The organism is Sphingomonas sp. PAMC 26621, assembly GCF_000251145.1.
Lineage (GTDB): Bacteria > Pseudomonadota > Alphaproteobacteria > Sphingomonadales > Sphingomonadaceae > Sphingomonas.
On sequence record NZ_AIDW01000018.1, the window covers coordinates 86,239 to 112,924 of the forward strand.

Genomic DNA, 26,686 nt, shown 5'->3' on the forward strand with positions numbered 1-26,686 from the left:
ATCCGGAGTTTACCCCCGGCGGCGATACCGCTTCAAATCAAAGCTGCACCATGGTGGCGCGAATTCGGGGCATCACGCCCTAGTCCGCGCCCGCCTCGCCGACCCGAAGCATCGCAAGCGCCGCGAGCGCCATCACGACGGCGGCGAACGCCATCGTCCAGATCGGTTCGGTCGGGAAGAACGCCTTGAGCACCGATCCCATCACGGTCGCCACCAGCAATTGCGGGATCACGATGAACACGTTGAACAGGCCCATGTAAATTCCGAGCTTGGCTTGCGGCAGGCTCGACGCGAGAATCGCATAGGGCATCGCGAGGATCGACGCCCAGGCGATCCCGACGCCGATTTCACTGAGGATCAGCCAGTTGGGATCGCGGATCACGAAGACACTCGCGAACGCCAGCGCACCGCAGGACAGGCACGCGATATGCGTCCGCACCTTGCCGATCCGCGCAGCAAGCCGTGGCAGGATCAGCAACGCGACCAGCGCGGCGACGCCATTGTAGACCGCGAACAACACGCCGACCCAATCGCCCCCGGCATTGTAGGCGGCACTGGTCGGATCGCTCGACCCGAACGCATATTGCGCGACCACCGGGGTCGAATAGATCCACATGATGAACAGCGCTGACCAGCTGAAGAACTGGACCAGCGCCAGCCGCTTCATCACCGGCGGCATGGCGGAGAAATCGCCGACGATCAGGCCGAGCGCGCTCGTCGTATCCCCCTGCCGCGCGCGCCGGATCGCCACTGCGCTCGCGGCGCCGAACGCGATCAGCAGGCCGCCGAGGAGATACACTTCCTTTTGCAGCGCGAGCGTCGGCACCGCGACCAGGATCGCCGCGCCTGCGACGATCCAGGCGATCGACCGCCCGAAGCTCCGTGCGGCGAGCGCGCGCATCGGGTGCGTGGCGTCCTCGCTCGCGTCGCGTTCGCCGAACGCCGCCATCTGCTCGGGGCTGTATTCGCGCGTGTTGCCGACCGTCCAGAGCACCGCGAGCAGCAGCGCGGCACCGCCGGACCAGAAGCTGTAGCGCACCGTATCCGGCACCCCGCTGATCGCGGTTTCGGCAACGCCGAGATGCGCGAGCACGAACGGGAAGATCGACCCCACGACGGCCCCTGCCCCGATAAAGACGGTCTGCAGCGCGTAACCCGCGCTATGCTGATCCTTGCGCAGCATGTCGCCGACGAACGCGCGGAACGGCTCCATCGAGACGTTGATCGAGGCATCGAGCACCCACAGCGTCAGTGCCGCGAACCACAGCACCTTCGCCTCCGGCATGACGAACAGCGCGAGCGCCGCAAGCACCGCGCCCGCGAGGAAATACGGCCGGCGACGCCCGAAGCGGCTCCACGTCCGGTCGCTGTAATGGCCGATGATCGGCTGGACGAGCAGCCCGGTCAGCGGGGCGGCGACCCACAGATAGGACAGATCGTCGAGCGACCCGCCGAGCGTCTGGAAGATCCGGCTCATGTTCGCGTTCTGCAGTGCGAAACCGATCTGGATTCCGAAAAAGCCGAAGCTGATGTTCCACAGGCCGCCGAAGCCCTGCACCGGTTTTTCGTTCACGTCAGGCCTCTCCGGGTCCGGCTCCTGCTGTCGGCCGACCTTGTCGCGTGCCGGAGTGCCGCCAAGCGGACGTGCGCACAAGGGCATGCGGCGATGCATACGAATGCGACGCGCTTTCCGGCGCGCCGAAAGAGGTTGCGGACCACGTCGGGCGGGTTGCATGACACCGGCATGCAACCGGCACGCGTCTATTATCAGGGTCTGGAACGGCGTCCGCTGCTCGCGATCGACGATTTCTGGCCCGATCCCGAGCTACTGCGCGAGGATGCCGCCGCGCTCCGGATGGGCGAGATCGGCCCGCATTATCCCGGCATCCGCGCCGAAGTCCCGCCGCGACTGGCGGAAACGATGCGGCGGAAGATCGCGCCCTTGCTCAAGGCGCATTTCGGTCTGGACCTCGCACCGGCGGTATCCGAAGCCTATTATTCGCTCGTCACCACCGATCCGGCAGCGCTCGCGCCGATCCAGCGGCTGCCGCATTTCGACGGAGTCGAGCCGCGGCGGATCGCGCTGCTGCTGTTCCTCGGCCACGGCGCGCAGGGCGGCACCGCTTTCTATCGCCAACGCGAGACCGGGTTCGAAAGCGTCGATGCGGCACGGCTCGACCGGTTCAGGAATACGCTCGAAGAGGGCGTTCGCACCCACGGCATGCCTGCACCATCCTATATCGCGGGCGATACCGCCTTGTACGAGCAGGTTGCGGTACAGGCCGGGGCGTACAACCGGGCGCTGGTCTATCCGGGCAACACGCTGCACTGCGCGTATCTGCCGCCGGACGTCGCGCTCAGCCGCGATCCGCTGGCGGGGCGGCTGACGCTCAACCTGTTCCTGTTCGACGACTGAGCGAGCGGCTCGGCGTTCCCAATCGCTTCGCTGGACCTGGAGAGCGACCGCCCTTATCCGCCCCGCCCCTTGGATAGCGGGCAACGGCTGCTCCTGATCGCCCCTCCCCTGCAATAAAGGCCAACGGTCGCTCCTTTTCGCCCCTCCCCTTCAGGGGAGGGGATGGGGGTGGGGGAGGTCTCACCGAGACCAGCGCCCGAATTCGCGGCACGGCCCCACCCCAACCCCTCCCCTGAAGGGGAGGGGCTTTTGCGGAACCCCGCGCAATGGCCGCTCTTTTCCGCCCCCACCCCGCAGTAGAGGCCAACGGCCGCCCCTGTTCGCCCCTCCCCTTCAGGGGAGGGGTTGGGGTGGGGGAGCCTCGCAGAGACCCGCGCCGGACCCCGCGGCAAGGCCTCCCCCATTGCGCCCGTCGATCCGCGCTACCCGCCGCTGCTTTCGCGCACGACGAGCCGCGTCGGCAACGGATCCGGCACCACCGCCTCCCCGCGCAGCCGACCGAGCAGCGTCGCCACCAGCGTTTCCCCCGCGCGCCTTGCATCCTGCGCGACCGTGGAAAGAGGCGGACTGGTCAAGGACGCCGAGGGAATGTCGTCGAACCCGACGATCGCCACGTCGCCCGGTACGCTCCGCCCCGTCGCCGCAAGCGCGCGCATTGCGCCGATCGCGATGCTGTCGCTGGCGGCGAAGATCGCGTCATACCCGGCACCGCGCCGCGCGAGCTCGACGACCGCGTCGACCCCGGCATCCTCCGAAGTGATGGCATCGACCCGCAGGCGTTCGTCGGGGGCGATCCCGGTGCGTTCGAGCGCGGCGCAATAGCCGCGATACCGCTCCTCGATCTCGGGATAGCGGCTGTCCGCCGTACCCAGAAACGCAATGCGCCGACGCCCCTGCGTCAGGAGGTGCGCAGTCGCCTGCGCGCCGCCGTCGCGATTGTCCGAACCGACGGTGATCGCGCCAGGCCCCGTACCGACCGCGCCCCAGCGCACGACGTGCGATCCCTGTTCGGCAAGATGATCGAGCCGGACGCGGTAGGTATCATAGTCGCCATAGCCGAGCAGGATGATCCCGTCCGCCTTGTGGCTGTCCTGATAGTCGACGTGCCAGTCTCCCGACAATTGCTGGAACGAGATCAGCAGATCATAGCCCGCCTTGGCCGAAGCGCGCGTGATCGATCCAAGCATCGAGAGGAAGAACGGGTTGATCGCGCCGTCCTCTTCCGCCGCCTCTTCGAAAAACAATAGCGCGAGAGTATTGGCGGCCTGGCTCCGCAGGCTCGATGCGTTCTTGTCGACCGCGTAGTTCAGCTTGCGCGCGATCGCCTCGATCCGGGCGCGGGTTTGCGGATTGACCGTCTTTACCCCGCGCAAGGCGCGCGAGACGGTCGGCTGCGAGACGCCTGCCAGTTGCGCGATATCGAGGGAAGTCGGTCGTCTCGCCATCGTTGCCACAATCCTCCGGACTAACTTCGAGGATCCTAGCGCGCCGGGACGATGGGCGGCGAGGCGCGTTTCGGGGTGCGTTCGAGAATACGTATGCCCGATCCTTCTGCAAACCCCCTCTTCGAAATATAGACGCCACAGGGCAATCGACGCAGCTTTCAGGACGTCGACGAAACTGTACGTGAGGATGCGCGGGCCAGGCCCGCCTGAAGGGGAACGCCACAAAATGACCGACCAAGCGATGAGCCGCGCAGTTTGCGCGACCGCACCCGTGCGCCGCCTGTCCACCACGCTGCTCGGCCTGCGAGTCAGCAGCACCGCGCTCGCCGCGGCGCTCATCATGCCGGGGGTCGCGTTCGCGCAGGACGCGGCGACCACCGCAAATGCCAACCCGACCGCCAAAGCGCAGGTCGAGGCGACGGCCAACCAGGCCGATCCGACCCCGGCACCTGCAACGCCCGCCGAAACCCCGGTCGAAGCCGCCGCAGCGGCTCCCGCTGACGAGAATATCGTCGTCACCGGCATCCGCGCCGGTCTCGACTCCTCCGCCAAGATCAAGCGCCAGTCGGTCCTGATCGTCGATTCCGTCTCCGCCGAGGACGTCGGCAAGCTGCCCGACGTGTCGATCGCGGACTCGCTCGCACGCCTTCCGGGCGTCACCGCGCAGCGTCTCGAAGGCCGCGACCAGCGCCTGTCGATCCGCGGCCTCGGCCCCGACTTCTCGACCACGCTGCTCAACGGCCGCGAGCAGGTCACGACCGGCGACAACCGCGGTGTCGAGTTCGACCAGTATCCGTCGGAATTCTTCAAGAACGTCAACGTCTACAAGTCCGCCGACGCATCGCTGATCGCCGCCGGCATCGCGGGCACGGTCGACCTGCGGATGCTGCGTCCGCTCGACCAGGGCAAGCGCATCATCGCGGTGAGCGCGCGCGGGCAGATGAACGGGATCGACAAGCTCAACCCCGATGGCACGCGCTACGGCTATCGCGCGTCTGCAACCTATGTCGACAAGTTCGCGGGCGACACGCTCGGGATCGCGATCGGCGCTTCCGCGACGCAGACGCCGTCGCAGGATGAGCGATACAACGCATGGGGCTATAGCGGTGCCGGCACGGCGGCCAGCCCGTTCCTGCTCAACGGCGCCAAGCCTTATGTCCAGTCGAACCTGCTGAAGCGCTACGGCGGCGTCGCGACGATCGAGTGGCGGCCGTCCGACACGTTCCACTCGACCTTCGACGCGCTGTATTCGCATTTCGAGGAAACGCAGATCCTGCGCGGGATCGAGTTCCCGCTCGCCGGTCAGCTCGCCAGCGCCGGCACCACCGGTGGCACCACCGTATCGGGGGTGACGACCAACAACGGTTTCGCCACCAGCGCGACCTTCGGCAACGTCTTCGGCGTGCAGCGCAACGACTATAACCAGCGCAAGGCGGAGAATTTCTCGCTCGGCTGGAACAACGACCTCAAGCTGACCGACACGATCCACCTCAACGTCGATGCGAGCTGGAGCCATTCGAACCGCACCGACTTCCTGCTGGAAACCAACACCGGCACCGGCTTCTCCAAGAGCGGCGCTGCCGACACCGTCACGGTCAAGCAGAACGGCAACGGCACCTACACCTTCGCGCCGACGCTCGACTATACCAACACCAACGTATTCAAGCTGACCGATCCGCAGGGGTGGGGCAACAACGGCAACCAGCAGGTCGTCCAGACGGGCTTCCTCAACCGGCCGAGCTTCAAGGACGACCTGAAGTCGCTCCGCGCGAACCTCAACGGCGAGTTCTCGGACAGCGTCGTCAAGGGCTGGGAAGTCGGCGCCAACTACAGCCAGCGCAAGAAGACCAGCGCCTACACGTCCTACTTCCTCTGCCCGCCGGGCGGCGGCACCAACTGCACCGTCGCAAGCGGCTCGCCGCTCAGCAGCAACGTTCCCGCCGCGGCGCTGCTCGGGACCAACGTGGCGCTCGGCTATCTCGGCATTCCGCAGATGCTGACACTCGATCCGCTGTATCTCTACAACAACACGCTGAATGCCGCGTTCGACGGGCGCCCGTCCGCGCTGGTGCGCGACAACACCGTGCTCGAGAAGGTCTGGACCGGCTACGCCAAGATCACGATCGACGGGATGGTTGGCGACAAGGCACTCAAGGGCTCGATCGGCACGCAGGTGGTGCATTCGGACCAGAGCTCGTCCGGGCAGATCGCCAGCGTGGTTGGCGGGGTCGTGACGATCGCACCGGTGACGCAGACGTATCGCTACACCAACGTCCTGCCCTCGGCGACGATGTCGCTCGAGCTGATCCCGCTCGGCTTCGTCAAGGTCGGCGCATCGCAGACGATGGTGCGTCCGCGCCTCGACCAGGAGCGTGTCACGCAGGACGTCGCGATCAACCCGACCAATATCGGCCAGACCCCCGCGGGCCTGTTCCCGGTGTTCACCTCGACCGGTGGCAACGTCAATCTGAAGCCGTATAAGTCGACCAACATCGACATGTCGTTCGAGCAGTACTTCAAGGCGGGCGGCTATGTCGCGCTGTCGGGCTACTTCAAGCACCTGACTGACTTCGTCGATCCGAACAACTCGCTGCCTTACGACTTCTCGGCGCTGCTCCCGGCGCTGACCGCGGCGCAGCAGGCGCAGGTGGTCGCCGCAGGCCAGACCATCGGTAACGTGTCGACCCCGGCGAACACGGGTCGCGGCGAAGTGCTCGGTGTCGAGGCGACCGTATCGCTGCCGTTCAAGGCGATCACCGCCGCGCTCGACGGGTTCGGCGTGTTCGCAAGCGGCAACTACACGCAGTCGACGATCAAATATGCGAGCAACCCGGCGCAGGCGATCACCCTGCCCGGCCTGTCGGAGTGGACCGGCAGCGGCACGATCTACTTCGAGAAGCGCGGCTTCCAGGTGCGCGCAAACTATCGCTACCGGTCGAGCTTCCTCGCCGAGGTCGCAGGTCTGTCGGCGAACCCGACGTACCGGACCGCGCGCGCGGAGGCGATCCTCGATGCGCAGATCGGCTATGAGTTCCAGAGCGGGTTCCTCAAGAACTTCGCGATCCTGGCACAGGCCAAGAACCTGACCGATCGTCCGTTCGTGACGTATCAGGACAACGACCCGCGCAAGGTGAACGATTACCAGCGCTATGGCCGTGATTACTATATCGGTATCACCTACAAGTTCTGACCACGGCCGCGCACGGCCAGTGAAACCTTTCGCTGGCCGCGCGCGCGCCGAATGCCTTAGTACAAGCGGGGACGTCGATCATGACCGAGCAGCCTGAGCCGATCAGGATCGTCATCGTCGGCGGCGGGACCGCGGGGTGGATGACGGCCGCCACCTTCGCCCGCTTCCTCGAGACCGGGTTCGAGATCGACCTCGTTGAATCCGACGCGATCGGCACGGTCGGCGTCGGCGAGGCGACGATCCCGCAGATCCGGCTGTTCAACGATGCGCTCGGGCTCGACGAGGACGCATTCCTCCGCGCGACGCAGGGGACGTACAAGCTCGGGATCGAGTTCGTCGACTGGCTTCGGCCCGGACATCGCTACATGCACGCGTTCGGCACGGTCGGGCGCGATGTTGGCTTGCTACCGTTCCATCAATATTGGTTGCGCGCCAAGGCGCTCGGCACCGCGAAGGACCTCGCGGCCTATTCGCTCAACACCCAGGCCGCGCTTGCGGAGCGGATGCAGCGCGGGCCGGCACGGACCGCACGCGTGCTCCCGGACATGCCGTCCGCCTTCCATTTCGACGCGGGGCTCTATGCGCGGTATCTCCGCCGCTACAGCGAAACGCGCGGGATCAACCGGATCGAGGGCAAGGTCGTCCGCGTCGAGCGGGCCGACAATGGCGATATCGGTTCGCTGCTGCTCGAGGACGGGACGACGCTCGCCGCCGACCTGTTCATCGATTGCACCGGCTTCCACGGCCTGTTGATCGAACAGACGCTTGCCACCGGCTATGACGACTGGACGCACTGGCTCCCGGCGGATCGCGCGATGGCGGTGCCGTCGGAACGCAGCACCGCGTTCACCCCCTACACCCGCTCGACCGCCAAGGCGGCGGGCTGGCAGTGGCGGATTCCGCTGCAGCATCGCACCGGCAACGGCATCGTCTATGCGTCCGAGCATCTGAGTGACGACGAGGCGACCGCGACCCTGCTCGCCGGGCTCGACGGCGAAGCACTCGCCGACCCGCGGCCGATCCACTTCCGCACCGGCAAGCGCCGCAAGATGTGGAACCGCAACGTCGTCGCGATCGGGCTGGCGGGGGGCTTCCTGGAACCGCTGGAGTCGACCAGCATCCACCTGATTCAGTCCGCGATCGCGCGGTTGATGAAGCTCCTCCCCGGCCGCACCGTCGCCGAGGCGGATCGCACCGAGTTCAATCGCCAGAGCGATTTCGAATATGAGCGCATCCGCGACTTCATCATCCTGCATTATCACGCGAACGACCGCACCGAGCCGTTCTGGCAGAAATGCCGCGAGATGGCGCTTCCCGAGACGCTTTCCGCCAAGATCGATCTATGGCGCGGCAACGGCCACATCACGCGCGAGCATGAGGAACTGTTCACCGAGGTCGGCTGGCTTCAGGTGTTCGCGGGCCAAGGCGTGATGCCGCGGGGGCATCACCCGCTCGCCGATGCGATCCCCGCCACCGATCTTGCCGAATTCCTCGACACGATCGACCAGCTCAACGCCCGTGAGGTTGCCCAGATGCCGAGCCACAACGACTTCATCGCGCGTCATTGCGCCGCAGCCCGGTCGGTGACCGCATGAGCCTCACCGCAGCCCTGCTGTTCGCGCTCGCCGGTCCTGCGACCGCCATCCCGGTCGAGCAGGTTCGCGCCCGCGCGCCTGAGGACGAGATCATCTATTTCGTCCTGCCCGACCGGTTCGACAATGGCGATCCGTCCAACGACACGGGTGGCCTGACGGGAGACCGGCTGACCACGGGCTACGATCCGACCACCAAGGGCTTCTACCACGGCGGCGACCTCAAGGGGCTGATGCAGCGGCTCGACTATATCCAGTCGCTCGGCGTCACCGCGATCTGGGTTGCGCCGGTGTTGAAGAACAAGGCGGTCCAGGGCGCCAAGGGTCACGAAAGCGCCGGGTACCACGGCTATTGGATCACCGACTTCACCAGGGTCGATCCGCATTTCGGCACCGATGCCGAGTTCGCGGCGTTCGTCGACGCGGCGCATGCCCGGGGCATGAAGGTCTATATGGACATCATCGCCAACCATACCGCGGACGTGATCCAGTATCGCGAGTGCGTCGTCAAGACCTGCGCCTATCGCAGCAAGGCGGATTATCCGTACCAGCGGCGCGGTGGCGTCACCGGCAAGCCGATCAATCCGGGCTTCGCGGGCGACGCGGTGCAGACCCCCGAGAATTTCGCCAGGCTGACCGATCCGGCCTATGCCTACACCCCGTTCGTGCCGCCTAGCGAAGCAAGCGTGAAGGTGCCGGGATGGCTCAACGACCCGCGTTATTATCACAATCGCGGGGACTCGACCTTCGCCGGTGAATCCGCGCGCTATGGCGATTTCAGCGGGCTCGATGACGTCATGACCGAGGATCCGCGCGTCATTGCCGGGTTCATCAGCATCTACGGCAGCTGGATCGACCGGTTCGGCGTCGACGGCTTCCGCATCGATACCGCGCGCCACGTGAACCCCGAATTCTGGCAGGCGTTCATCCCCGCGATGCAGACCCGCGCGGCGGCACGCGGCATCCCCAACTTCCCGATCTTCGGCGAAGTCTATTCCGAGACGGTCGACCCCGGCTACACCGCGCAATTCACTCGTCGCGACAAATATCCGGAAGTGCTCGACTTCTCATTCCAGGCCGCGGCGCGCGCGATGTTGACCGGCAAGGCGGGGACCGACGTCTTCGCCAGGCTGATCGACGGCGACGTACTGTACGAGGGCGGCGACGCGACCGCGCTGCGGCTCCCGACCTTCCTGGGCAACCACGACATGGGCCGGATGGGCTATATGCTCGACAAGGCGTGGCCGACCGCGACCGAGGCCGAACGGCTCCAGCGGCTCACGCTCGCGCATGTCCTGCTGCTCTCCGCGCGCGGCGTGCCGACGATCTATTCGGGCGACGAGCAGGGGTTCACCGGGCACGGTGGCGACCAGGATTCGCGCGAGGACATGTTCCCGAGCAAGGTCGCGACCTATAACGACAACCGGCTGATCGGCACGAAGACGACCACCGCGACCGCGCATTTCGGGACCGACAACCCGATCTTCCAGACGATCGCCAAGCTGTCGCAGATCCGCCGCGACCATCCGCAGCTTCGCCACGGTCGCACCGTCGTGCGGTTCGCCTCGGAAAAGGCCGGCCTGCTTGCCTTCACGCGCGGGGATGACGACGGACGCGAAGTGCTCGTCGTGCTCAACACGTCGACCCAGCCGCTCAGCGCCAATGTCGAGGTCGGCGCGCAGTCCGCGCGGTTCACGGCGCTCGCCGGAAATTGCCCGGCCAGCGTGACCGCGCCGGGTTCCGCAATGATAACGCTCCCACCGCTCGGCTACGCGATCTGCGCCGCCGCACCTGCCCGCCTCCCCAGCAAATGAGCCTCATGACCGCCCCTGCCGTCCAATCCGCGCCGTCTGCCTCCGAACAATGGTGGAAAGGCGCCGCGATCTACCAAATCTATCCGCGCAGCTTCGCTGATTCGAACGGCGACGGGATCGGCGATCTCAATGGCATCACCGCGCATCTCGACCATGTCGCCTCGCTCGGGATGGACGCGGTGTGGCTGTCGCCGTTCTTCACCTCGCCGATGAAGGATTTCGGCTATGACGTTGCGAACTATCGCGACGTCGACCCGATCTTCGGCACGCTCGCGGATTTCGACGCGCTCGTCGCGCGCGCGCATGCGCTCGGGCTGCGGATCATCATCGACCAGGTCTATTCGCACACGTCGAACGATCATCCGTGGTTCCAGGCAAGCCGCGCGAGCCGTTCGGGCGACAAGGCCGACTGGTACGTCTGGGCGGATGCCAAGGCGGACGGCAGCCCGCCGTCCAACTGGCAATCGGTGTTCGGCGGCCCGGCGTGGACGTGGGACGCGCGCCGCCAGCAATATTACCTCCACAATTTCCTCAAGGAACAACCGCAGCTCAACGGGCACAATCCGGCGGTGCAGCAGGAACTGCTCGATACCGCGCGTTTCTGGCTCGATCGCGGGGTCGATGGTTTCCGGCTCGACGCGATCAACTTCGCGATGCACGACCCCGCGTTGACCAATAACCCCCCCGCCCCCGCGACCAACCGCGCACGAACGCGGCCCTTCGATTTCCAGCTCAAGCTGCACAACCAGAGCCACGCCGACATCCCGGCGTTTCTCGAGCGGATCCGCGCGTTGCTCGACGAGTATGGCGCTGGCTTCACCGTCGCCGAGATCGGCGGGGAGGACAGCGATCGCGAGATGAAGCTGTTCACGGCGGGCGGCAAGCGGCTCGACAGCGCGTACAGCTTCGACTTCCTCTATGCCGATGCATTGAAGCCCGAACTCGTCGCGGATTCCCTCGCGCGCTGGCCGAACGACCCGACGATCGGGTGGCCGAGCTGGGCGTTCGAGAACCATGACGCGCCACGCGCGGTCTCGCGCTGGACCACGCCCGACAATGCGCGCGCATTTGCGCGGATGAAGCTGCTGCTGCTCGCGTCGCTGCGCGGGAACATCTTCCTGTATCAGGGCGAGGAACTCGGGCTGACGCAGGTCGACATCGCGTTCGAGGACCTGCTCGACCCCGAGGCGATCGCCAACTGGCCGATGACGCTGTCGCGCGACGGGGCGCGGACGCCAATGCCGTGGGTCGGCGCAGCGGACGATCTCGGTTTTGGAAGCGTGACGCCGTGGCTGCCGTTCGGTGGCGATCATGCCGCCCTCGCGGTCGACGTCCAGGATGGCGACGCGGACTCGCTGCTCAACTGGACCCGGCGCGTGCTGACGACGCGCAACGCGCACCCGGCATTGCGTGCTGGCGACCTGCGCGTGCTGTTCAGCGACGATGCGCTGCTCGCGTTCGAGCGCGCGGCGGACGGCGAGCGGCTGCTGTGCCTGTTCAACTTCAGCGACACCGTGCGCCGCGTGCCGGAGACGATTGCTCGCGACGGTGCCGTGCTGCTGGCGACCCACGAAAGCGACGCGGACGTATTGCCCGCCTTTGCCGGGCTGGTGCTTACGCTGTGACGCATCCGGCGGCGGATCGGGCGATCGTCATCCTGGGCGGCGGCACCGCCGGCTGGATCGCGGCCTGCCTGATCGCGCGCCGCTGGCCGAATGCGCGCGTAACCTTGGTCGAGAGCCCCGAGATCGGGATCGTCGGCGTCGGCGAGGGTTCGACCCCGCAGTTGAAGGGTCTGTTCGACCAGCTCGGGATATCCGAGGCCGAGTGGATGCCCGCGTGCGACGCGACCTACAAGCTCGGGATCGGGTTCGACGGCTGGTCCGACCGACCGGGGTTCGGCCGCTATTTCCACCCCTTCCCGACCGCACTCGACAGCCACACCGCCGACGCCTTCCTCTACAACACCCGCGCGCGCCGCACCGGGCGCGATGTCGTGGCGCATCCTGACCGTTTCCTGCTTCCGGCGCGACTGGCGGATGCGGCGTGTGCGCCGCAGCCCGACGAGACTTTTCCGTTCGAGGTCAGCTACGGCTACCATTTCGACGCCTATAAGGTGGGCGCTTTCCTCGCGCGGCACGCGGTCGAGAAGCGCGGCGTGACGCATCTCCAGCGGCGCGTGACCGGGGTGGAACGTGCAGCAGACGGCGGGATCGCCGCGCTGCTGTGCGAGGATGGCGCTCCGGTGGTTGGCGACCTGTTCGTCGACAGCAGCGGATTCCGCAGCGTCTTGTTCGAGCAGACCCTGAACGTCCCGTTCGTTCGCTACGCCGACACGTTGTTCAACGATGCTGCGGTCGTGCTGCCCACCCCGCGCGACCCCGCCGCGCCGCTCGCCAGCCAGACCCGCGCGACCGCGCTGTCGGCCGGGTGGGTGTGGGACATCCCGCTCACCACCCGCAGCGGGAACGGTTATGTCTATTCGAGCCGCCATCTCTCGCCCGAACAGGCTGAGACGGAGTTACGCGACCATCTTGGTGTTGGCGACAGCGGCACCGCGCGCCACCTGACGATGCGCGTCGGACGCGTCGCCGAAAGCTGGTCGCACAATGCGCTCGCAGCAGGGCTTGCGCAGGGGTTCCTCGAACCGCTCGAGGCGACTGCGCTGCATCTCGTGATCGCAACGGTCGAGGCGTTCCTCGACGCGGTCGATGCGGATGGCTTCACCGCCAGGGCGCGAACGCCGTACAACGCGCGGATTGCCGCACGCTACGATGGCGTGCGGGACTATATCGTCGCGCATTACCGGCTCAACCAGCGCCATGCCGACCCGCACGGCTATTGGGCGGCCGCCCGCGCGGTCGAACCGTCGGACACGCTCAAGCGCGTGATGTCGGCGTGGTTCACGGGCGGCGATCTGACGTCCGAGATCGAACGGCTCGACCTCGGGCGCTATTACAGCGCGATCAGCTGGCACTGCCTGTTCGCGGGCTATGGCACCTTCCCCGACGATACCCGGCTCGTCCCGCCCGGTCCGGATATCGACCGCGTCGACATGGCCCGCATCGACGATTTCCTCAGCCGCTGCGCGCGCAATTACCAGCCGCACCAGACCCACCTCCCCCGGTAATTTCAGTGAGAGACCTATCATGAAACGCCTCCCCGTCGCGCTGCTGCTCGCCACCGTCGCGCTGCCGCTCACCGCCCCCGCCGCACAGGCACAGGCTGCTGCCCCCGCGCCCACGCTGACAGCTGCGCGCGATGGCGTCGAAGTGACCGCGGGCGTGCTCAAGATGAAGCTAATCGCCTTGTCGGACGATCTCGTCCGGGTCCGCATCGCGCGTGACGGCGTCTATCCCGAGGACGCCAGCTGGGCGGTCCTCCCCGCGCAGCGCAAGACCCGCGCGACGGTGACGCCAGCGCCCGACGGGTTCACCACCGCGACGCTGCGGGTCCGCATCGGCGCGGGTGGCGCGGTGACGTTCGAGACGCTCGACGGCAAGATCATCTCGGCCGATGCCGCCCCGGCGCGCGTCGACGGCAAGGCGTTCACGCTCACCAAGACTCTGCCGATCAGCGAGCATATCTACGGCCTCGGCGACAAGACCGGCGGGCTCGACCGGCGCGGCAAGGAATTCGTCGACTGGAACACCGATGCGTTCGGCTTCACCAGCGGGGACGACCCGATCTACAAGTCGATCCCGTTCTTCGCCACGACCGGCGGCGCGGGCGGCAGTTACGGGATCCTGCTCGACAACACCTATCGCACCTGGTTCGATTTCGGCCACCGCGACGCCGACACGCTCAAGTTCGGCGGCCCCGACGGGCCGATCGACTATTACTTCCTCAATGGCCCCAGCCTCGCCGACGTCACCCGCCGCTACGCCGGGCTGACCGGCCGCGCGCCGCTCGCGCCGAAATGGGCGCTCGGCTATCAGCAGTCGCGCTACAGCTACATGTCCGCCGATGAAGTCCGCGAGATCGCCCGCCACCTGCGCGCGGACCGCGTGCCGACCGACGTGATCTGGCTCGACATCGGCTATCAGGACCGCAACCGCCCGTTCACGACCAATCCGCAGACCTTCCCGGACCTTCCGGCGCTGGTGAAGGACATGAAGGCGGAGGGGATCAAGCTGATCGCGATCACCGACCTGCACATCGCCAAGGCCGACACCGGCTATGCGCCCTACACGACCGGCAAGCGGATCGACGCGTTCGTCAAGAATCCCGACGGCAGCGACTATGTCGCGCCGGTGTGGCCGGGGGACTCGGTCTTCCCCGACTTCACGACGACGAAGGCGCGGACCTGGTGGGGGACGCTGTACAAGGGCTTCCTCGATGCGGGCGTCGCTGGCTTCTGGAACGACATGAACGAGCCCGCGATCTTCAACACGCCGACCAAGACGATGCCGCTCGACACGGTCCACCGCATCGACAGCGACGACTTCGCCGCCCGCACCGGCGATCACCGCGAGATCCACAACGTCTACGGGATGCAGAACACGCGCGCGACCTATGACGGCCTGCTCGCGCTGCGCCCCAACGAGCGCCCGTTCGTGATGACGCGCGCAAGCTATGCGGGCGGGCAACGCTATTCGGTGACCTGGACCGGCGACAATCTCGCGACCTGGGATCACCTCAAGCTGTCGGTCCACCAGATCATCAACCTCGGCCTGTCGGGCTTCGCCTATAGCGCCGCCGACGTCAGCGGCTTCGCGGGCGGGCCAAGCCCCGATTTGCTGACCCGCTGGTTCGAGATCGGCGCGTTCACGCCCGTCTTCCGCGATCACTCGGCGACCGGCACGCCGCGCGTCGAGCCGTGGGTCGACGGCCCCGATCATCTCGCGATCCGCCGCCGCTTCGTCGAGGAGCGGTATCGCCTGATGCCGTATTTCTACGCGCTGGCGGACCAGAACAGCCGGCTTGGTGACCCGATCATGCGCCCGGTGTTCTACGATTACCCGAGTGCGGCATCGGCGAGCTGCAACCAGTCGATGGCGTTCACGCTCGGCAAGGCGCTGCTGATCGCGCCCCCGCCCAGCCCGGAATCGCCGCAGACCTACGACGTCTGCCTGCCCGCCGGGGGCTGGTACGATTACTGGACCGGTCTGCGCACCGGCACCCCCGAGCCGACCGCACAGGGTCCTATCCAGTCCGCGACGCAGGCCGTGCCGACCGCGCGTTCCAACGGCGACCGCGTCGTAGAGACGCCGCGGCTCGACCGCCTGCCGGTGTTCGTCCGTGCGGGCACGATCCTGCCGCGCCAGCCGCTCGTCCAGAGCACGGCTCAGATGCCGAGCGGACCGTTGATGCTCGACGTCTACCCGGGCGCCGAATGCGTCGGCACGCTGTACGAGGATGACGGCACGACGCTCGCCTATCAACGCCGCGGGTTCCTGCGGCAGAAGGTGACGTGCGCGATGACGCCGAACGGCCTGTCGATCGCGTTCGAGGCGCGCGAGGGGAGCTTCAAGCCGTGGTGGTCGCAGGTGACGGTGACGATCCACGGCTGGACCACGCCGGCGACCGCGACGCATGACGGGAAGCGGCTGGCGACGGCGGCGGACAGCGCGGCGCAGACGGTGGCGTTCACGATGCCCGCGCCGGTCAAGGCGTCGCGCGTGATGCTGGCGCGCTAACCGTCACGCCAGCCCGGTGCAGGCGGGACTGGCCTGCGCCGGGGAAACGGTCGCTCAGCGTTGCGTATCGAACACGCGCAACCGCTGACCGGTCCCGCTGCTCGCCAACGTGTCGCGGGTGACGAGCATCGTCGTTCCGGGTTGCAGCACGCCGAGCAGAATCGCCCGGAACGCTGCGGGGATATGCGAGCCCGACCGATCCGGATCGACTGTCTCGCCCGCCGCAGGGTCCGGTGCACCGGGCAGCGGCAGGCCTAGCCAGTGCGGCCCGGCGGGGTCGATCGCCTGCAGGACATAGGCGCGCGTCGCCAGGATCGGCGCATCGATCAGCACCCGGGCCGATCCGATCTCGCGCCCGTTGCGCAGGACGACGAGCCGCCGGTCGCGCCCGCTCACCAGCAGCGAAATTGGCCCCGTCGGGGAGCGCTCGGGGTTCCAGGCATAGTTCTCGGGCGCAGCATGGCGGTCCTCTGGCGCGATCAGCGGGTCGGCGGTCGGTGCGATTTCGGGGACAGCGGCTTCGTCGGTGATGACGACGGTCGCGCCGCGCGCGGTGATCGCATAGAGCCGCTCGGCGAAACCCGACGGCAGCCGGATGCAGCCGTGGCTCGCGGCATAGCCCGGCAACGGCCCCGCGTGGAGCGCGATCCCGTCCCAGGTCAGCCGCTGCATGAACGGCATCGCCGCATTGTTGTAGCGGTTCGAATGGTGCGTCACCGCCTTCTGCAGGATCGTGAAGACCCCGATCGGCGTCTCATGCCCGGCACGCCCGGTCGATACCGTGCTGACCGCGATCGGAACGCCGTTGCGATAGACATAGGCGCGCTGCGTCGCGGTGCTGATGACGATCGTCACCGGGCCGTTCGGCGCGATCTCGGGCTCCCACAGGAAGTCGCCGGGCTTGAGGGTTTCGACCGGGCCGGACGGGGTCTGGGCGGTCGCGGTGACGGACAGCAATGGGCTTGCTGCGACCATGATGGCGCACAAGCGTCCGAACACACGGGATACGATCACGCCATTCTCCTGAAAGACGACGCCAGACCAGAACCCGGCGGAATCGGCTATCGGGGGGACTACCTACGCCCGCCCCGCCTGAGGAAAACGCCAGCCTCTCCCGACCAGTGCGAACGCTACGCCGCGTCCGGCTGCGGCCCCAGTCCAGCCGCGAACGCGATCCGCAACGCTTCGGGAAAACTCGCCACGTCGAGCTTCGCCATCAGGTTCGCGCGATGCACCTCGACGGTGCGCGGGCTGATCCCGAAGTCGAACGCGATCGTCTTGTTGGGGAGACCGTGCGCCAGCTGTTGCAGCACGTCGCGCTCGCGTGGCGTCAAGGCGGCGATGCGGAGCCTGGCGGCGTCGGCTTCGGCGGCATGCCGGTCCGCATCCTCGATCCGCGCGATCGCCGCTTCGACCATCGCCAGCAAGACCGTGCGTTCGAACGGTTTCTCGAGGAAATCGACCGCGCCGCCCTTCATTGCCCGCACGGCGGTGCCGACGTCGCCATGCCCGGTCAGGATGATGACCGGCATCGCGATCCCGCGTTCCGTCAGCGTCGCCTGTACCTCGAGCCCGTCCATCTCGGGCATGCGCACGTCGAGCAGGATGCACCCGATCGGCGCCTGCCGCGCCTGCTTCAGGAAGGCGACCCCGCTCGGCCAGGTATGGACCGCATAGCCCGCGGTCCGCAGCATGAACCCCGCCGACTTGCGGATCGCTTCCTCGTCATCGATGATGTGCACGACGGGACGGTCAGTCATCTCTGGTCTCCCGCCCTGCCCGGGGCACGGTGAAGTGGAACGCGGTGCCGACCGGGCGGGATTCGGCCCAGATCCGCCCGCCATGCGCCTCGATGATCGTCCGGCAGATCGACAGGCCGAGCCCCATGCCGTCTCGCTTGGTACTGGCGAAGGCGCCGAACATCGTGGCGAGGATGCCCGGGGCAAGCCCTGCCCCGCTGTCGGTGACCGTCACCTGCGCGAAGTCGCCCTGCGGGCGCGCGGTGACGCGGATAATCCCGCCGTGTTCGCCCGGGATCGCCTCGACCGCGTTGCGCATCAGGTTGATCAGGACCTGCTGGATCTGCACGCGGTCGACCAGCACGGGACCGGTCGTCGGGTCGATCGCGCGTTCGATCTCGATCGACGGCGTCGCCGCGCCGACCATGCCGAGCGCGCAAGCGTCGTCGACGATGTCGGCCAGCGCCTCGACCGTCTTGTCGAGTTCCCCGCGCGCGACGAAGTCGCGCAGCCGCCGGACGATCTTGCCCGCACGGTGCGCTTCCGCCGCCGCTTCCGCGAGCGCCTCCTGAACGATCGCGTCGCTCCCCGGCGCACCCGCCTGCAACAACGCGAGCGATGTCTCGACGTAATTGGCGACCGCCGTGACCGGCTGGTTGAGTTCGTGCGCGAGGGTAGAGGCCATCGTCCCCATCGCGGTGACGCGCGAGATGTGGAGCAGTTCGGATTGGAGTTCGGCGAGTTGCGCGGCGGCGGTTTCGCGTTGCGTCAGATCGCGGATGAAGCCGGTGAAGACGCGCCGCCCCCGCCCGCGCGCCTCGCCGATCGCGAGTTCGTGCGCGAAGGTCGTGCCGTCCTTGCGCAGCCCGATGACACGGCGCGCCTTGCCGATGATGCGGCGTTCGCCGGTGTCGAGGTAGCGCGAGAGATAGCGGTCGTGCGCGTCGCGGTCGGGCGTCGTCATCAGCATCGAGACGTTGTGCCCGAGCACCTCGGCCTCGTCATAGCCGAACAACTTCTCGGCGGTCGCGCTGAACGACTGGATCACGCCGTGGTCGTCGATCACGATCATCGCGTCGGGAACGGTCTCGAGGATCGAGTTGAGCAGGATCGCGCTTGCCTCGATCGAGCTGGCGGAGGCGCGCTCCTCGGTCACGTCGCGCACCACCAGCCAGAAGCCCTCGACCGCGCCGCCCGCGCCCGCGCCCGCGATCGACGTCAGCGAGGTGATCGCGCGAAAGCTCGCGCCACTCTTGTGGCGGCACTGGTCGTCCGCGGTCTCGCGCTTGCGGCCCCCGCCTGGCGCGAAATGCGCGATCAAGGCGGCGGCGGTGCCCGGCGCGAACAGCCGTTCGACGTCATGCCCGAGGATCTCCTCCGCGTTCCAGCCGAACAGCGAGTCGGCGGCGGTTCCCCAGCCGTTGACCCGCCCCTGCGCGTCGAGCCGGACGATCGCATGGTCGGGCAATGCCGCGATCAGGCTCGGCAGCGCGCCAAGGTCTCCCACGCCACCTGACCCGCCGCGCGGGACGTCTAACGAATAGTGGATCGGCATTGGTGTTCCTGTTGCATCCGCTGGCCTAGCGTACCACGGGCATCGGAATATCTACGTATCTCTACGGAGACCCGCCTTCGTCCGACAGGCGCCGCGACGTGGGTGCCGCAAGACGGTCCATCAGGTCGACCAGACGGTCGACATCCGCCCGCGGCGCGTCGGGCTGAGCGACCAGGGGGCGGATGAAGCCCTCGAAATACGCCGACCGGCCTTGATACGCGAGCGACCACCGGACGAACCGTCGGCGTGAAAGGCTTTCACGCCGCAACACCGTTACGTCGCAGTGGCGAGGGTCGCGCGCGATGCTGCGCATCAATGTCTCGATTGCGTCTTCCGGTCCTTCGATCACCTGCGCGAACGTATTCTCGGTCGCGACCAGCACCCCGGTCACGCCAAGCCCGGTATTGCGCAGACGCGCCGGTTCGACGATCCCGGCGATGACCTTGACGGCGTCGCTTACCGGGAACACCCGTTTGCTGACGTAGATGACGGTTCGGTCCATGCGTATATCTTCAAGGAGGCTCCCGGTCGTTTCGCCGATCGCGCGGCGGCACGCCATACGAACATTCCACCGAAAGCGGTGGACGGTGGGAAACACCCCGGCAAACCCCATGAACGGTGGTGCCGGGAACGACGCTCCTTCAATTTCGATGTGCCGTTACAGTACATTAACTCACACAGATATACTTAATACTTCCTTTCTTCTGCTTGCCCCGACCCTTGCCGGATGCAAATCAAAAGGACGAGGGGGGTACGATGATAGGCAGTATGCTAAATCTGTTACGGCGCGCGCTTGGGCGCCCGGGCGAGGTCGACGGGCTGTCCCATGCCGCGGCGCTCAAGGCCGAAGGGCGTATCGTCATGGGCGAACATTGCTCTATCAGCCCGCGGGCGGTCATCACCGATCCAGACTATGTCCGCCTGGGGGATAATGCCCGGCTTTCCGACTGTTTCCTGTTCGGGCACGATGGCTCGATCAACATGATCAACCGCATGATGAACACCGCGTTCGATGCCGTCGGCAAGATCATCATCGGCAGCAACGTCTTCATCGGTCACGGTGCCATCGTTCTTCCCGACACGACAATCGGCGATAACACGATCATCGGTGCTGGTGCGGTCCTGAAGGGCCATGTCGAAGGCGGTTACGTCTATGGCGGGTCACCGCTTCGGCGGATCCGGCCGATGGCGCAGCATGTCCTGTCGCTTACGCGCCGCGACCAGCAACTGCCGGACGAATGGCGCGATATGATCCAGGCCCGCGGATGCGACTTCGATCCGGTGTTCGAGCCGCGGTTGATCGAACTCCGGCGGAACCATTTCTTTCACGCCGATCTCGCCAGCTGATCGCGATCACGCCATAACTTGACGGCGGCCATCGGCAGGCAGGGACGGCGTCCCCCTCCCGCCCGCGATCGCCGCAAGTGCCGTGGGATCGTGCATCACCAGCGTACGTTGCCCCGGCAGGCCGATATGCCCCGCGCGTTCGAACGCGCGCAGCCGGCGGCTGACCGTCTCGATCGAGAGCCCGAGCAGATCGCCGATCTGCTGTCGCCCGAGCGGGATCGCAATGTGTCCAGCCGGCGTGCGATCCCCCCGTTCGGCGAGATCGAGCAGGAAGGTCGCGATCCGTTGCGGGGCGGACATTCGCGCGAGCATCAACATGTTGCGGTGTGTCCGGGCAAGGGCGTCGAGCGACTGAAGCAGCATCGCATGTTCAAGCGGCGGACTGGCGGCAGCGAACCGTTCGAACGCTGCGCGCGGGAAGACGCACAGCAACGTCGGGGTGATCGCGGTCAGGCTGTGGTCGCTGATGGCGGCGAAGGGGCGCCCCACCATGTCACCGGCGAACGCGAGCCCAACAACCTGTTCGCGCCCGTCCGCTAGCAGCAGGCTGCGCCCGACCAGTCCGTGGCGCACGATTGCGATCATCACCGATGGCGCGCCTTCCCACGCGATCGTCTCGCCTACGCCAAGCCGTTCGATCCGGCGCATCGTCGCCAGGGGCATCAGCTGCCCGCTCGTCAGCGCGCCACAGATCGAACGATCCCGCACCGCGCACGTGTCGCAATACTCCCGCACGGGCGGTTGTTGCCGGAGATGCGGTGCCATCGCGTGACCCTACGGCCGTTGCGCCGCACTAGATCGACGTAATCATACGTAGGTGCGCGCGTGTCGCCGCGCAAATCCGCCCGGTCGCCACCGCGCTACGCGACTCTCCATCATCATCGACGGAGGGACACCATGCGTTTTACCTTAGCCTTGGGCGCTGCGCTCACTACCGCGGTCGCGGGCACGATCGCGATACCGGCGTCCGCGCAGATCCAGCAGGGCGACGTGCTGGTCCGCGCGCGCGCGATCATGGTCGCGCCGAACGAACGGAGCGACGCGGTGACGCCGGGCTTCCCCGGCAGCAAGCTCGGGGTCGACGACAGTTTCGCGCCCGAGGTCGATTTCACCTATATGCTGACCGACCATCTCGGGACCGAGCTGATCCTCGCGACGACCAAGCACAGCGTGATCGGGCGCGGCACGATCGCTGCCCTCGACAAGGTGGCAAGCACCTGGGTTCTCCCGCCGACGCTGACGCTGCAATATCACTTCCTGCCCAAAGGGCATGTCCGCCCATATCTCGGTGCCGGGGTGAACTACACGATCTTCTATTCGGACAAGGCGAGCGACTCGCTGGTCAAGGCGATCGGGCCGACCGACGTCCATCTGAACGACAGTTTCGGCTATGCGCTGCAAGCTGGGATCGACGTCGACATCTCGAAGCGCGTATTCGTCAACCTCGACGTCAAATACATCGACATCGACACGACCGCGCGGCTCGACACCGGTGCTGCGGTCAACCGGTCGCGAGTCCATATCGATCCCATCGTCGCCGGGGTCGGGATCGGCATCCGGCTCTGATCCAGACGTAAAAAGGGCCGCCCCGGAACTCCGGGGCGGCCCTTTTTTCGTGTCGATCGATGCGGCGGGTCAATCCTCCACGGGCAGGTGGAACTCGTGCCACAGCCCGTTGAGAATGCCGAACCCGACCGCGAGGCCGAGCCCCAATACCCAGGTAAAATACCACATATGCTTATCCTCCAGTCGGGGTGGTCAATACAGGTCGACGTTGGCGATGACCTGCGCGGTGGTCACCCGCCCGAACATCACGCGGTACGCCCAGGCGGTGTACACCAGGATGATCGGCAGCAGCACCAGCGTGACCACGAGCATCAGTACCAGCGTCGATGCACTGGACGACGCGTTCCACACCGTCAGGCTGGAATGTGCATCGATGCTCGACGGCAGGATGTACGGGAACATCGACAGCCCTACCGTCGAGATGATCCCGGCCGCCCCCAGCGACGAACCGACCAGCGCCGCCGCCTCGCGCCGGAACAGGATCCCTGCAAGCGCCAGCGCGGTGCCGCCGAAACCGAGGACGGGTGCGACGATCATCCACGGATAGCGCGCGTAATTGCGGAGCCACGCGCCTTGCTCGACGACCGTCGTCAGCCGGGTCGGGTTGGAGGGACCGAACGGATCGACCACGCCTTGCGCGACATAGCCGTTGCCGCTTGCGACGAACCCCCAGCCGATCGCGAACAGGACCAGCGACGCGACCGCCGCCCCCGTGCCGATTGCGCGGGCGCGGTAATGGACCGGGCCGTGTTCGATCTTCACCGCAAGCCACGCGCTGCCGTGCAGGACCAGCATCGCCACCGACGACAGCCCGCAGACCAGGGTGAACGGCGTGAACAGGCCGAGCAGGCTCCCCTCATAGGTTGCGCGAAGGTCGGTATCGATCCGGAACGGCGCGCCTTGCAGGACATTGCCGACCGCGACCCCGAAGACCAACGTCGGTACGAACCCGCCGATGAACAGCGCCCAGTCCCACCGCGCCCGCCATTTGGGATCATTCGACTTGGAGCGATATTTGAACGCGACCGGGCGCAGGATGAGCGCCGCGAGCACGAGGAACATCGCGAGGTAGAACCCCGAAAAGCTGATCGCGTAGAGCAGCGGCCAGGCGGCGAAGATTGCGCCGCCGCTGAGGATGAACCACGCCTGGTTACCCTCCCACGTCGGGGCGATCGCGTTGATGACGAGCCGCCGTTCGACATCGCCGCGCGCGATGAACGGGAGCAGCGCGCCGACGCCGAGGTCGAACCCGTCCATCACCGCGAAACCGATGAGCAGCACGCCGAGCAACGTCCACCAGATCAGGCGGAGGACTTCATAATCGAGAAAAGCCATGATCGGAGCGTCCTTCAGGCGACGAGGTGCGGGATGGGCCGGGTGACGACCGGCGCGGGATCGGCATCGGGCAAGTCCTCGAGCGGACCGTGCGCGATCGCGGCGAGGACGAGCCGAACTTCGATCACCGCGAGTCCGCCGTACAAGGCAGTGAAGCCGACGATCGTCGTGATCAGCATCGCGGGCGTGAGCGACGACGTCGCGAGGAAGGTCGGCAGCACGCCGTCGATCGCCCACGGCTGCCGCCCGAGTTCGGCGACGACCCAGCCCAGTTCGGCGGCGATCCAGGGCAGCGGCATGGCGGCGACCGCGATGCGGAGGAACCAGCGCGACGAGTCATGCCGCCGGAGCGTTGCGAAAACGAATGCCGCGCCGAACAGCGCGATCATCGCGAACCCGATTCCCGCCATCGCACGGAACGACCAGAACATCAGTGGGACGCTCGGCACCGTATCCCAGGCGGCGGCGTCGATCATCGTGGGCGTTGCGGCAGCGGGGTCGGCGACGTAGCGCTTGAGCAGAAGCGCATAGCCGAGGTCGCGCTTGTGCATCTCGAACGCCGCGCTCGCCGGGACATCCTGCGGGGCGTGCTTGAGGACCTGGACTGCGCGATACGCGATCTGGCCCGAGCTGATCCGCTCATGCGCCTGCAGGACGAGTTCCGACATGCCGGTCACCGTGCCCGACAGGCTGCGGGTCGCGATGAGCCCGAGGACCCAGGGGATCTCGACCTGATAGCGTGTCGTACGTGTCTCGAAATCGGGGAAGCCGAACAGCGTCAGCCCCGCCGGCGCGGGCGCGGTGTGCCACGCGCCCTCGATCGCCGCCAGTTTCATCTTCTGGTTGTCGGTCAGCGCATAACCGCTCTCGTCGCCGAGCACGACGACCGACAGCGACGACGCCAGCCCGAACGCGGCGGCGACCGTCATTGATCGCTTGGCGATCTGGGTAAAGCGACCGCGCAGCAGGTAGAAGGCCGACACGCCGAGCACCAGCGCCGACGCGATGACGTACCCGGCGCTGACGGTATGGACGAACTTCGCCTGCGCGACGGGATTGAATAGCACCGCACCGAAATCGGTGACTTCCATCCGCATCGTATCGGTGTTGAACCGCGCGCCGATCGGGTTCTGCATCCAGCCGTTCGCGACCAGGATCCACAGCGCCGACAGATTGGTGCCGAGCGCGACCATCGCGGTGACGAACAGATGCTGCCCCTTGCCGAGCTTCTCCCAACCGAAGAACATCAACCCGACGAAGGTCGCCTCGAGGAAGAACGCCATCAGCCCCTCGATCGCGAGTGGCGCGCCGAACACGTCGCCGACATATTGCGAGAAATACGACCAGTTGGTGCCGAACTGGAATTCCATCGTCAGCCCGGTGGCCACGCCGAGCACGAAGTTGATCCCGAAGATCTTCGCCCAGAACCGCGTGATCACCCGCCAGATCGGGCGGTTGGTCATGACGTACAAGGATTCCATGATGACCAGCATGACGCTCAGACCAAGCGTCAGCGGTACGAACAGGAAGTGATAGAGCGCGGTCAGCGCGAACTGAAGTCGCGACAGATCGACGATAGTGAAATCCATGGCAAAGCCCTCCCGGCTCAACCATCCGCGAGCCGCCAATCGCGTTCGGCTACCCCCGGCACCGCTTTTTCCGGAATACGCGGTTTCCCGTATTCGGCCATTACGGCCCCTGTTCTAGGCAACGGGAATGACGACCGCCGCCCTTTCTCCCACCCCCGCCGTCCCACTATTGAAGGAGATCACGGGCTATACTTCCGCGCGTCCGATGGTGTTGCTGCTTGGCGATACCGTCGCGGCAATCCTGTTTGCGGCGGGGCTGGCGGGTGCGGTTGCGACGCTTGCCGCTAGGCATATGCGGATCGGGTGGTGGGTCGCGCTGACGATCCTCGCGGGCGGTTTGCGCGGCGTGGCGGCGATGTTCGCGGTCCGCGCCGGCGCGCGCGACGCGCAGGCTGCCAAGACGGCGATCCGCGCGCGTGTCGTCGCAGCGCTGTTTCGCCCGCTTGCCGGACACGGTTCCACCGGGGCACTCGTGAACAGCGCGGTTGACGAGGTGGAGGCGCTTCACGGCCATGTGGCGCGCTTCCTGCCCGCACGCCGTGCCGCCGCGATCGCGCCTTTACTCATCGGCGGCGCGATCGCGGTGGCCAGCCCGGTCGCGGCGATCATCCTGCTGCTGACGCTCGTGCCGTTCATCGCTGCGATGGTGCTCGCCGGCGGCGCGGCAGCGGCGGAATCCCGCCGCCAGTTCGACGCGCTCGCGCAGCTGTCGATCCGCCTCGCCGACCGTCTGCGCGCGCTTCCCGTCATTCTCGCGTTCGGCGCGATCGCGCGGGAAACCGACGGGATTGCGGTGGCCAGCGCAACGGTCGCACGGCGGACGATGCGCGTGCTGCGGGTGGCGTTCGTGTCGTCCGCGGCACTCGAATTCTTCGCGGCCTTGTCGGTCGCGCTGGTCGCGGTCTACGCCGGGTTCAACCTGCTCGGGCTGTTGCCGGTAGCGGTGCCCGAGCATCTGACGCTGTTTCGCGCCTTCTTCGTTCTGGCGCTGGCCCCCGACTTCTATGCACCGATGCGACGGCTGGCGGCGGCGTATCACGATCGCCAGGCCGCCGAGACCGCGAGCGTCCGGCTCGACGCGGTCCTCGCGGCGCAAGCGCCAGAGCCGGCGGGCTGGTCTCGTACCACGACCACGCTGCCACGCGTGACCTTCGCTGCGGTTACGATCCGCTATCCGGATTCCGATGTCGCGGCGGTCCGCGATTTCACGCTCGACGTCGCGCCTGGCGAGATCGTCGCGATCACGGGCCCCTCGGGGAGCGGCAAATCGAGCCTGCTGCATGTCTTGCTTGGCCTCGCGCCCCTGTCGGAAGGGACGCTTGCGGTCGACGGGATCGTGCTCCCCGGGAATGCCAGCCTCGCGGCGATCGCGACCTGGTCGGGGCAGAACCCGCTGTTGCTGCCCGGGACCATCGCCGACACGATCGCGCTGTCCGATCCGACCGCCAGTCGCGCGCGG

The 26,686-nt window shown here is 66.8% G+C and carries 20 protein-coding genes; 10 read left to right on the plus strand and 10 right to left on the minus strand.

All coding sequences use genetic code 11. The features are described 5' to 3' along the window. Positions 1-79: 79 nt before the first annotated feature. On the minus strand, positions 80-1,660 hold the full coding sequence (locus tag RI03_RS09835; protein ID WP_010217024.1) for an MFS transporter: 1,581 nt from the start codon (positions 1,658-1,660) through the stop codon (positions 80-82). Between the two features lie 84 nt (positions 1,661-1,744). Here RI03_RS09835 and RI03_RS09840 point away from each other — a divergent pair, with 84 nt between their 5' ends. Next, the gene (locus RI03_RS09840; RefSeq protein ID WP_238542339.1) at positions 1,745-2,416 is read left to right on the plus strand and encodes a DUF6445 family protein; all 672 of its coding nucleotides are present in this window, start codon (positions 1,745-1,747) and stop codon (positions 2,414-2,416) included. Between the two features lie 422 nt (positions 2,417-2,838). On the opposite strand, the gene RI03_RS09845 is transcribed toward RI03_RS09840, so the two are convergent. Continuing rightward, positions 2,839-3,861: a LacI family DNA-binding transcriptional regulator gene (locus RI03_RS09845; RefSeq protein ID WP_026046615.1), complete on the minus strand. Its 1,023-nt coding sequence runs from the start codon at positions 3,859-3,861 to the stop codon at positions 2,839-2,841. 226 nt (positions 3,862-4,087) lie between these two features. Between RI03_RS09845 and RI03_RS09850 the strand changes: the two genes are divergently transcribed. From RI03_RS09850 to RI03_RS09875, 6 genes are all read left to right on the plus strand, one after another. Continuing rightward, positions 4,088-7,051, plus strand: a complete 2,964-nt coding sequence (locus RI03_RS09850; RefSeq protein ID WP_010217028.1) for a TonB-dependent receptor — start codon at positions 4,088-4,090, stop codon at positions 7,049-7,051. 80 nt (positions 7,052-7,131) lie between these two features. After that, positions 7,132-8,646, plus strand: a complete 1,515-nt coding sequence (locus RI03_RS09855) for a tryptophan halogenase family protein (RefSeq protein ID WP_010217030.1) — start codon at positions 7,132-7,134, stop codon at positions 8,644-8,646. Further along, a complete protein-coding gene (locus RI03_RS09860; RefSeq protein ID WP_010217032.1) occupies positions 8,643-10,457 on the plus strand; it encodes an alpha-amylase family glycosyl hydrolase in 1,815 nt (604 codons plus the stop codon). The genes RI03_RS09855 and RI03_RS09860 overlap by 4 nt, the downstream gene beginning before the upstream one ends. A gap of 5 nt (positions 10,458-10,462) precedes the next feature. Further along, positions 10,463-12,082 carry an alpha-amylase family glycosyl hydrolase gene (locus RI03_RS09865; protein WP_010217034.1) on the plus strand — a complete coding sequence of 540 codons (1,620 nt, stop codon included), beginning with the start codon at positions 10,463-10,465 and terminating at the stop codon, positions 12,080-12,082. Next, positions 12,079-13,587 (plus strand): tryptophan halogenase family protein, encoded by a 1,509-nt coding sequence (locus RI03_RS09870; protein ID WP_010217036.1) that lies wholly within the window; start codon positions 12,079-12,081, stop codon positions 13,585-13,587. The genes RI03_RS09865 and RI03_RS09870 overlap by 4 nt, the downstream gene beginning before the upstream one ends. 19 nt (positions 13,588-13,606) lie before the next feature. Then, on the plus strand, positions 13,607-16,096 hold the full coding sequence (locus RI03_RS09875) for a TIM-barrel domain-containing protein (RefSeq protein ID WP_010217037.1): 2,490 nt from the start codon (positions 13,607-13,609) through the stop codon (positions 16,094-16,096). A 54-nt stretch (positions 16,097-16,150) separates the two neighbouring features. Here RI03_RS09875 and RI03_RS09880 read toward each other — a convergent pair whose 3' ends face one another. From RI03_RS09880 to RI03_RS09895, 4 genes are all read right to left on the minus strand, one after another. Continuing rightward, positions 16,151-17,110 (minus strand): L,D-transpeptidase, encoded by a 960-nt coding sequence (locus tag RI03_RS09880; protein WP_238542340.1) that lies wholly within the window; start codon positions 17,108-17,110, stop codon positions 16,151-16,153. Between the two features lie 116 nt (positions 17,111-17,226). Then, complete coding sequence (locus RI03_RS09885; RefSeq protein ID WP_010217040.1) at positions 17,227-17,856, minus strand: response regulator transcription factor; 630 nt, start codon at positions 17,854-17,856, stop codon at positions 17,227-17,229. After that, the gene (locus tag RI03_RS09890; protein WP_010217041.1) at positions 17,849-19,390 is read right to left on the minus strand and encodes a PAS domain-containing sensor histidine kinase; all 1,542 of its coding nucleotides are present in this window, start codon (positions 19,388-19,390) and stop codon (positions 17,849-17,851) included. Before RI03_RS09890 ends, RI03_RS09885 begins: the two co-directional genes overlap by 8 nt. Positions 19,391-19,451: 61 nt before the next feature. Further along, positions 19,452-19,892, minus strand: coding sequence for a BLUF domain-containing protein (locus tag RI03_RS09895; RefSeq protein ID WP_037515131.1), 441 nt, complete (start codon positions 19,890-19,892; stop codon positions 19,452-19,454). A 266-nt stretch (positions 19,893-20,158) separates the two neighbouring features. Here RI03_RS09895 and RI03_RS09900 point away from each other — a divergent pair, with 266 nt between their 5' ends. After that, positions 20,159-20,737, plus strand: a complete 579-nt coding sequence (locus RI03_RS09900; protein ID WP_010163860.1) for an acyltransferase — start codon at positions 20,159-20,161, stop codon at positions 20,735-20,737. Positions 20,738-20,743: 6 nt separating this feature from the next. Here the strand turns inward: RI03_RS09900 and RI03_RS09905 are convergent, their stop codons facing one another. Further along, positions 20,744-21,502 (minus strand): Crp/Fnr family transcriptional regulator, encoded by a 759-nt coding sequence (locus tag RI03_RS09905; RefSeq protein WP_010217044.1) that lies wholly within the window; start codon positions 21,500-21,502, stop codon positions 20,744-20,746. A gap of 132 nt (positions 21,503-21,634) precedes the next feature. Between RI03_RS09905 and RI03_RS09910 the strand changes: the two genes are divergently transcribed. Next, complete coding sequence (locus RI03_RS09910; protein ID WP_010217045.1) at positions 21,635-22,303, plus strand: OmpW/AlkL family protein; 669 nt, start codon at positions 21,635-21,637, stop codon at positions 22,301-22,303. A gap of 69 nt (positions 22,304-22,372) precedes the next feature. On the opposite strand, the gene cydX is transcribed toward RI03_RS09910, so the two are convergent. From cydX to RI03_RS09925, 3 genes are read right to left on the minus strand one after another with little or no spacing between them, the layout of a single operon-like run. Then, complete coding sequence (gene cydX / locus RI03_RS22680; RefSeq protein ID WP_010163863.1) at positions 22,373-22,471, minus strand: cytochrome bd-I oxidase subunit CydX; 99 nt, start codon at positions 22,469-22,471, stop codon at positions 22,373-22,375. Between the two features lie 24 nt (positions 22,472-22,495). Continuing rightward, entirely contained in the window at positions 22,496-23,638 is a 1,143-nt protein-coding gene (gene cydB, locus RI03_RS09920) for a cytochrome d ubiquinol oxidase subunit II (RefSeq protein ID WP_010217046.1), read from the minus strand. A 14-nt stretch (positions 23,639-23,652) separates the two neighbouring features. Continuing rightward, positions 23,653-25,227: a cytochrome ubiquinol oxidase subunit I gene (locus RI03_RS09925; protein WP_010217048.1), complete on the minus strand. Its 1,575-nt coding sequence runs from the start codon at positions 25,225-25,227 to the stop codon at positions 23,653-23,655. 127 nt (positions 25,228-25,354) lie between these two features. Here RI03_RS09925 and RI03_RS09930 point away from each other — a divergent pair. Next, the coding region (locus RI03_RS09930; RefSeq protein ID WP_037515133.1) for an ABC transporter transmembrane domain-containing protein at positions 25,355-26,686 on the plus strand (1,332 nt) is incomplete at its 3' end.

Coding starts and splice junctions, on each gene's coding strand:
- RI03_RS09835 (WP_010217024.1), bottom strand. CDS start 1,660: ATGCCCTTGTGCGCACGTCCGCTTGGCGGCACTCCGGCACGCGACAAG.
- RI03_RS09840 (WP_238542339.1), top strand. CDS start 1,745: ATGCAACCGGCACGCGTCTATTATCAGGGTCTGGAACGGCGTCCGCTG.
- RI03_RS09845 (WP_026046615.1), bottom strand. CDS start 3,861: ATGGCGAGACGACCGACTTCCCTCGATATCGCGCAACTGGCAGGCGTC.
- RI03_RS09850 (WP_010217028.1), top strand. CDS start 4,088: ATGACCGACCAAGCGATGAGCCGCGCAGTTTGCGCGACCGCACCCGTG.
- RI03_RS09855 (WP_010217030.1), top strand. CDS start 7,132: ATGACCGAGCAGCCTGAGCCGATCAGGATCGTCATCGTCGGCGGCGGG.
- RI03_RS09860 (WP_010217032.1), top strand. CDS start 8,643: ATGAGCCTCACCGCAGCCCTGCTGTTCGCGCTCGCCGGTCCTGCGACC.
- RI03_RS09865 (WP_010217034.1), top strand. CDS start 10,463: ATGACCGCCCCTGCCGTCCAATCCGCGCCGTCTGCCTCCGAACAATGG.
- RI03_RS09875 (WP_010217037.1), top strand. CDS start 13,607: ATGAAACGCCTCCCCGTCGCGCTGCTGCTCGCCACCGTCGCGCTGCCG.
- RI03_RS09885 (WP_010217040.1), bottom strand. CDS start 17,856: ATGACTGACCGTCCCGTCGTGCACATCATCGATGACGAGGAAGCGATC.
- RI03_RS09890 (WP_010217041.1), bottom strand. CDS start 19,390: ATGCCGATCCACTATTCGTTAGACGTCCCGCGCGGCGGGTCAGGTGGC.
- RI03_RS09895 (WP_037515131.1), bottom strand. CDS start 19,892: ATGGACCGAACCGTCATCTACGTCAGCAAACGGGTGTTCCCGGTAAGC.
- RI03_RS09900 (WP_010163860.1), top strand. CDS start 20,159: ATGCTAAATCTGTTACGGCGCGCGCTTGGGCGCCCGGGCGAGGTCGAC.
- RI03_RS09905 (WP_010217044.1), bottom strand. CDS start 21,502: ATGGCACCGCATCTCCGGCAACAACCGCCCGTGCGGGAGTATTGCGAC.
- RI03_RS09910 (WP_010217045.1), top strand. CDS start 21,635: ATGCGTTTTACCTTAGCCTTGGGCGCTGCGCTCACTACCGCGGTCGCG.
- cydX (WP_010163863.1), bottom strand. CDS start 22,471: ATGTGGTATTTTACCTGGGTATTGGGGCTCGGCCTCGCGGTCGGGTTC.
- cydB (WP_010217046.1), bottom strand. CDS start 23,638: ATGGCTTTTCTCGATTATGAAGTCCTCCGCCTGATCTGGTGGACGTTG.
- RI03_RS09925 (WP_010217048.1), bottom strand. CDS start 25,227: ATGGATTTCACTATCGTCGATCTGTCGCGACTTCAGTTCGCGCTGACC.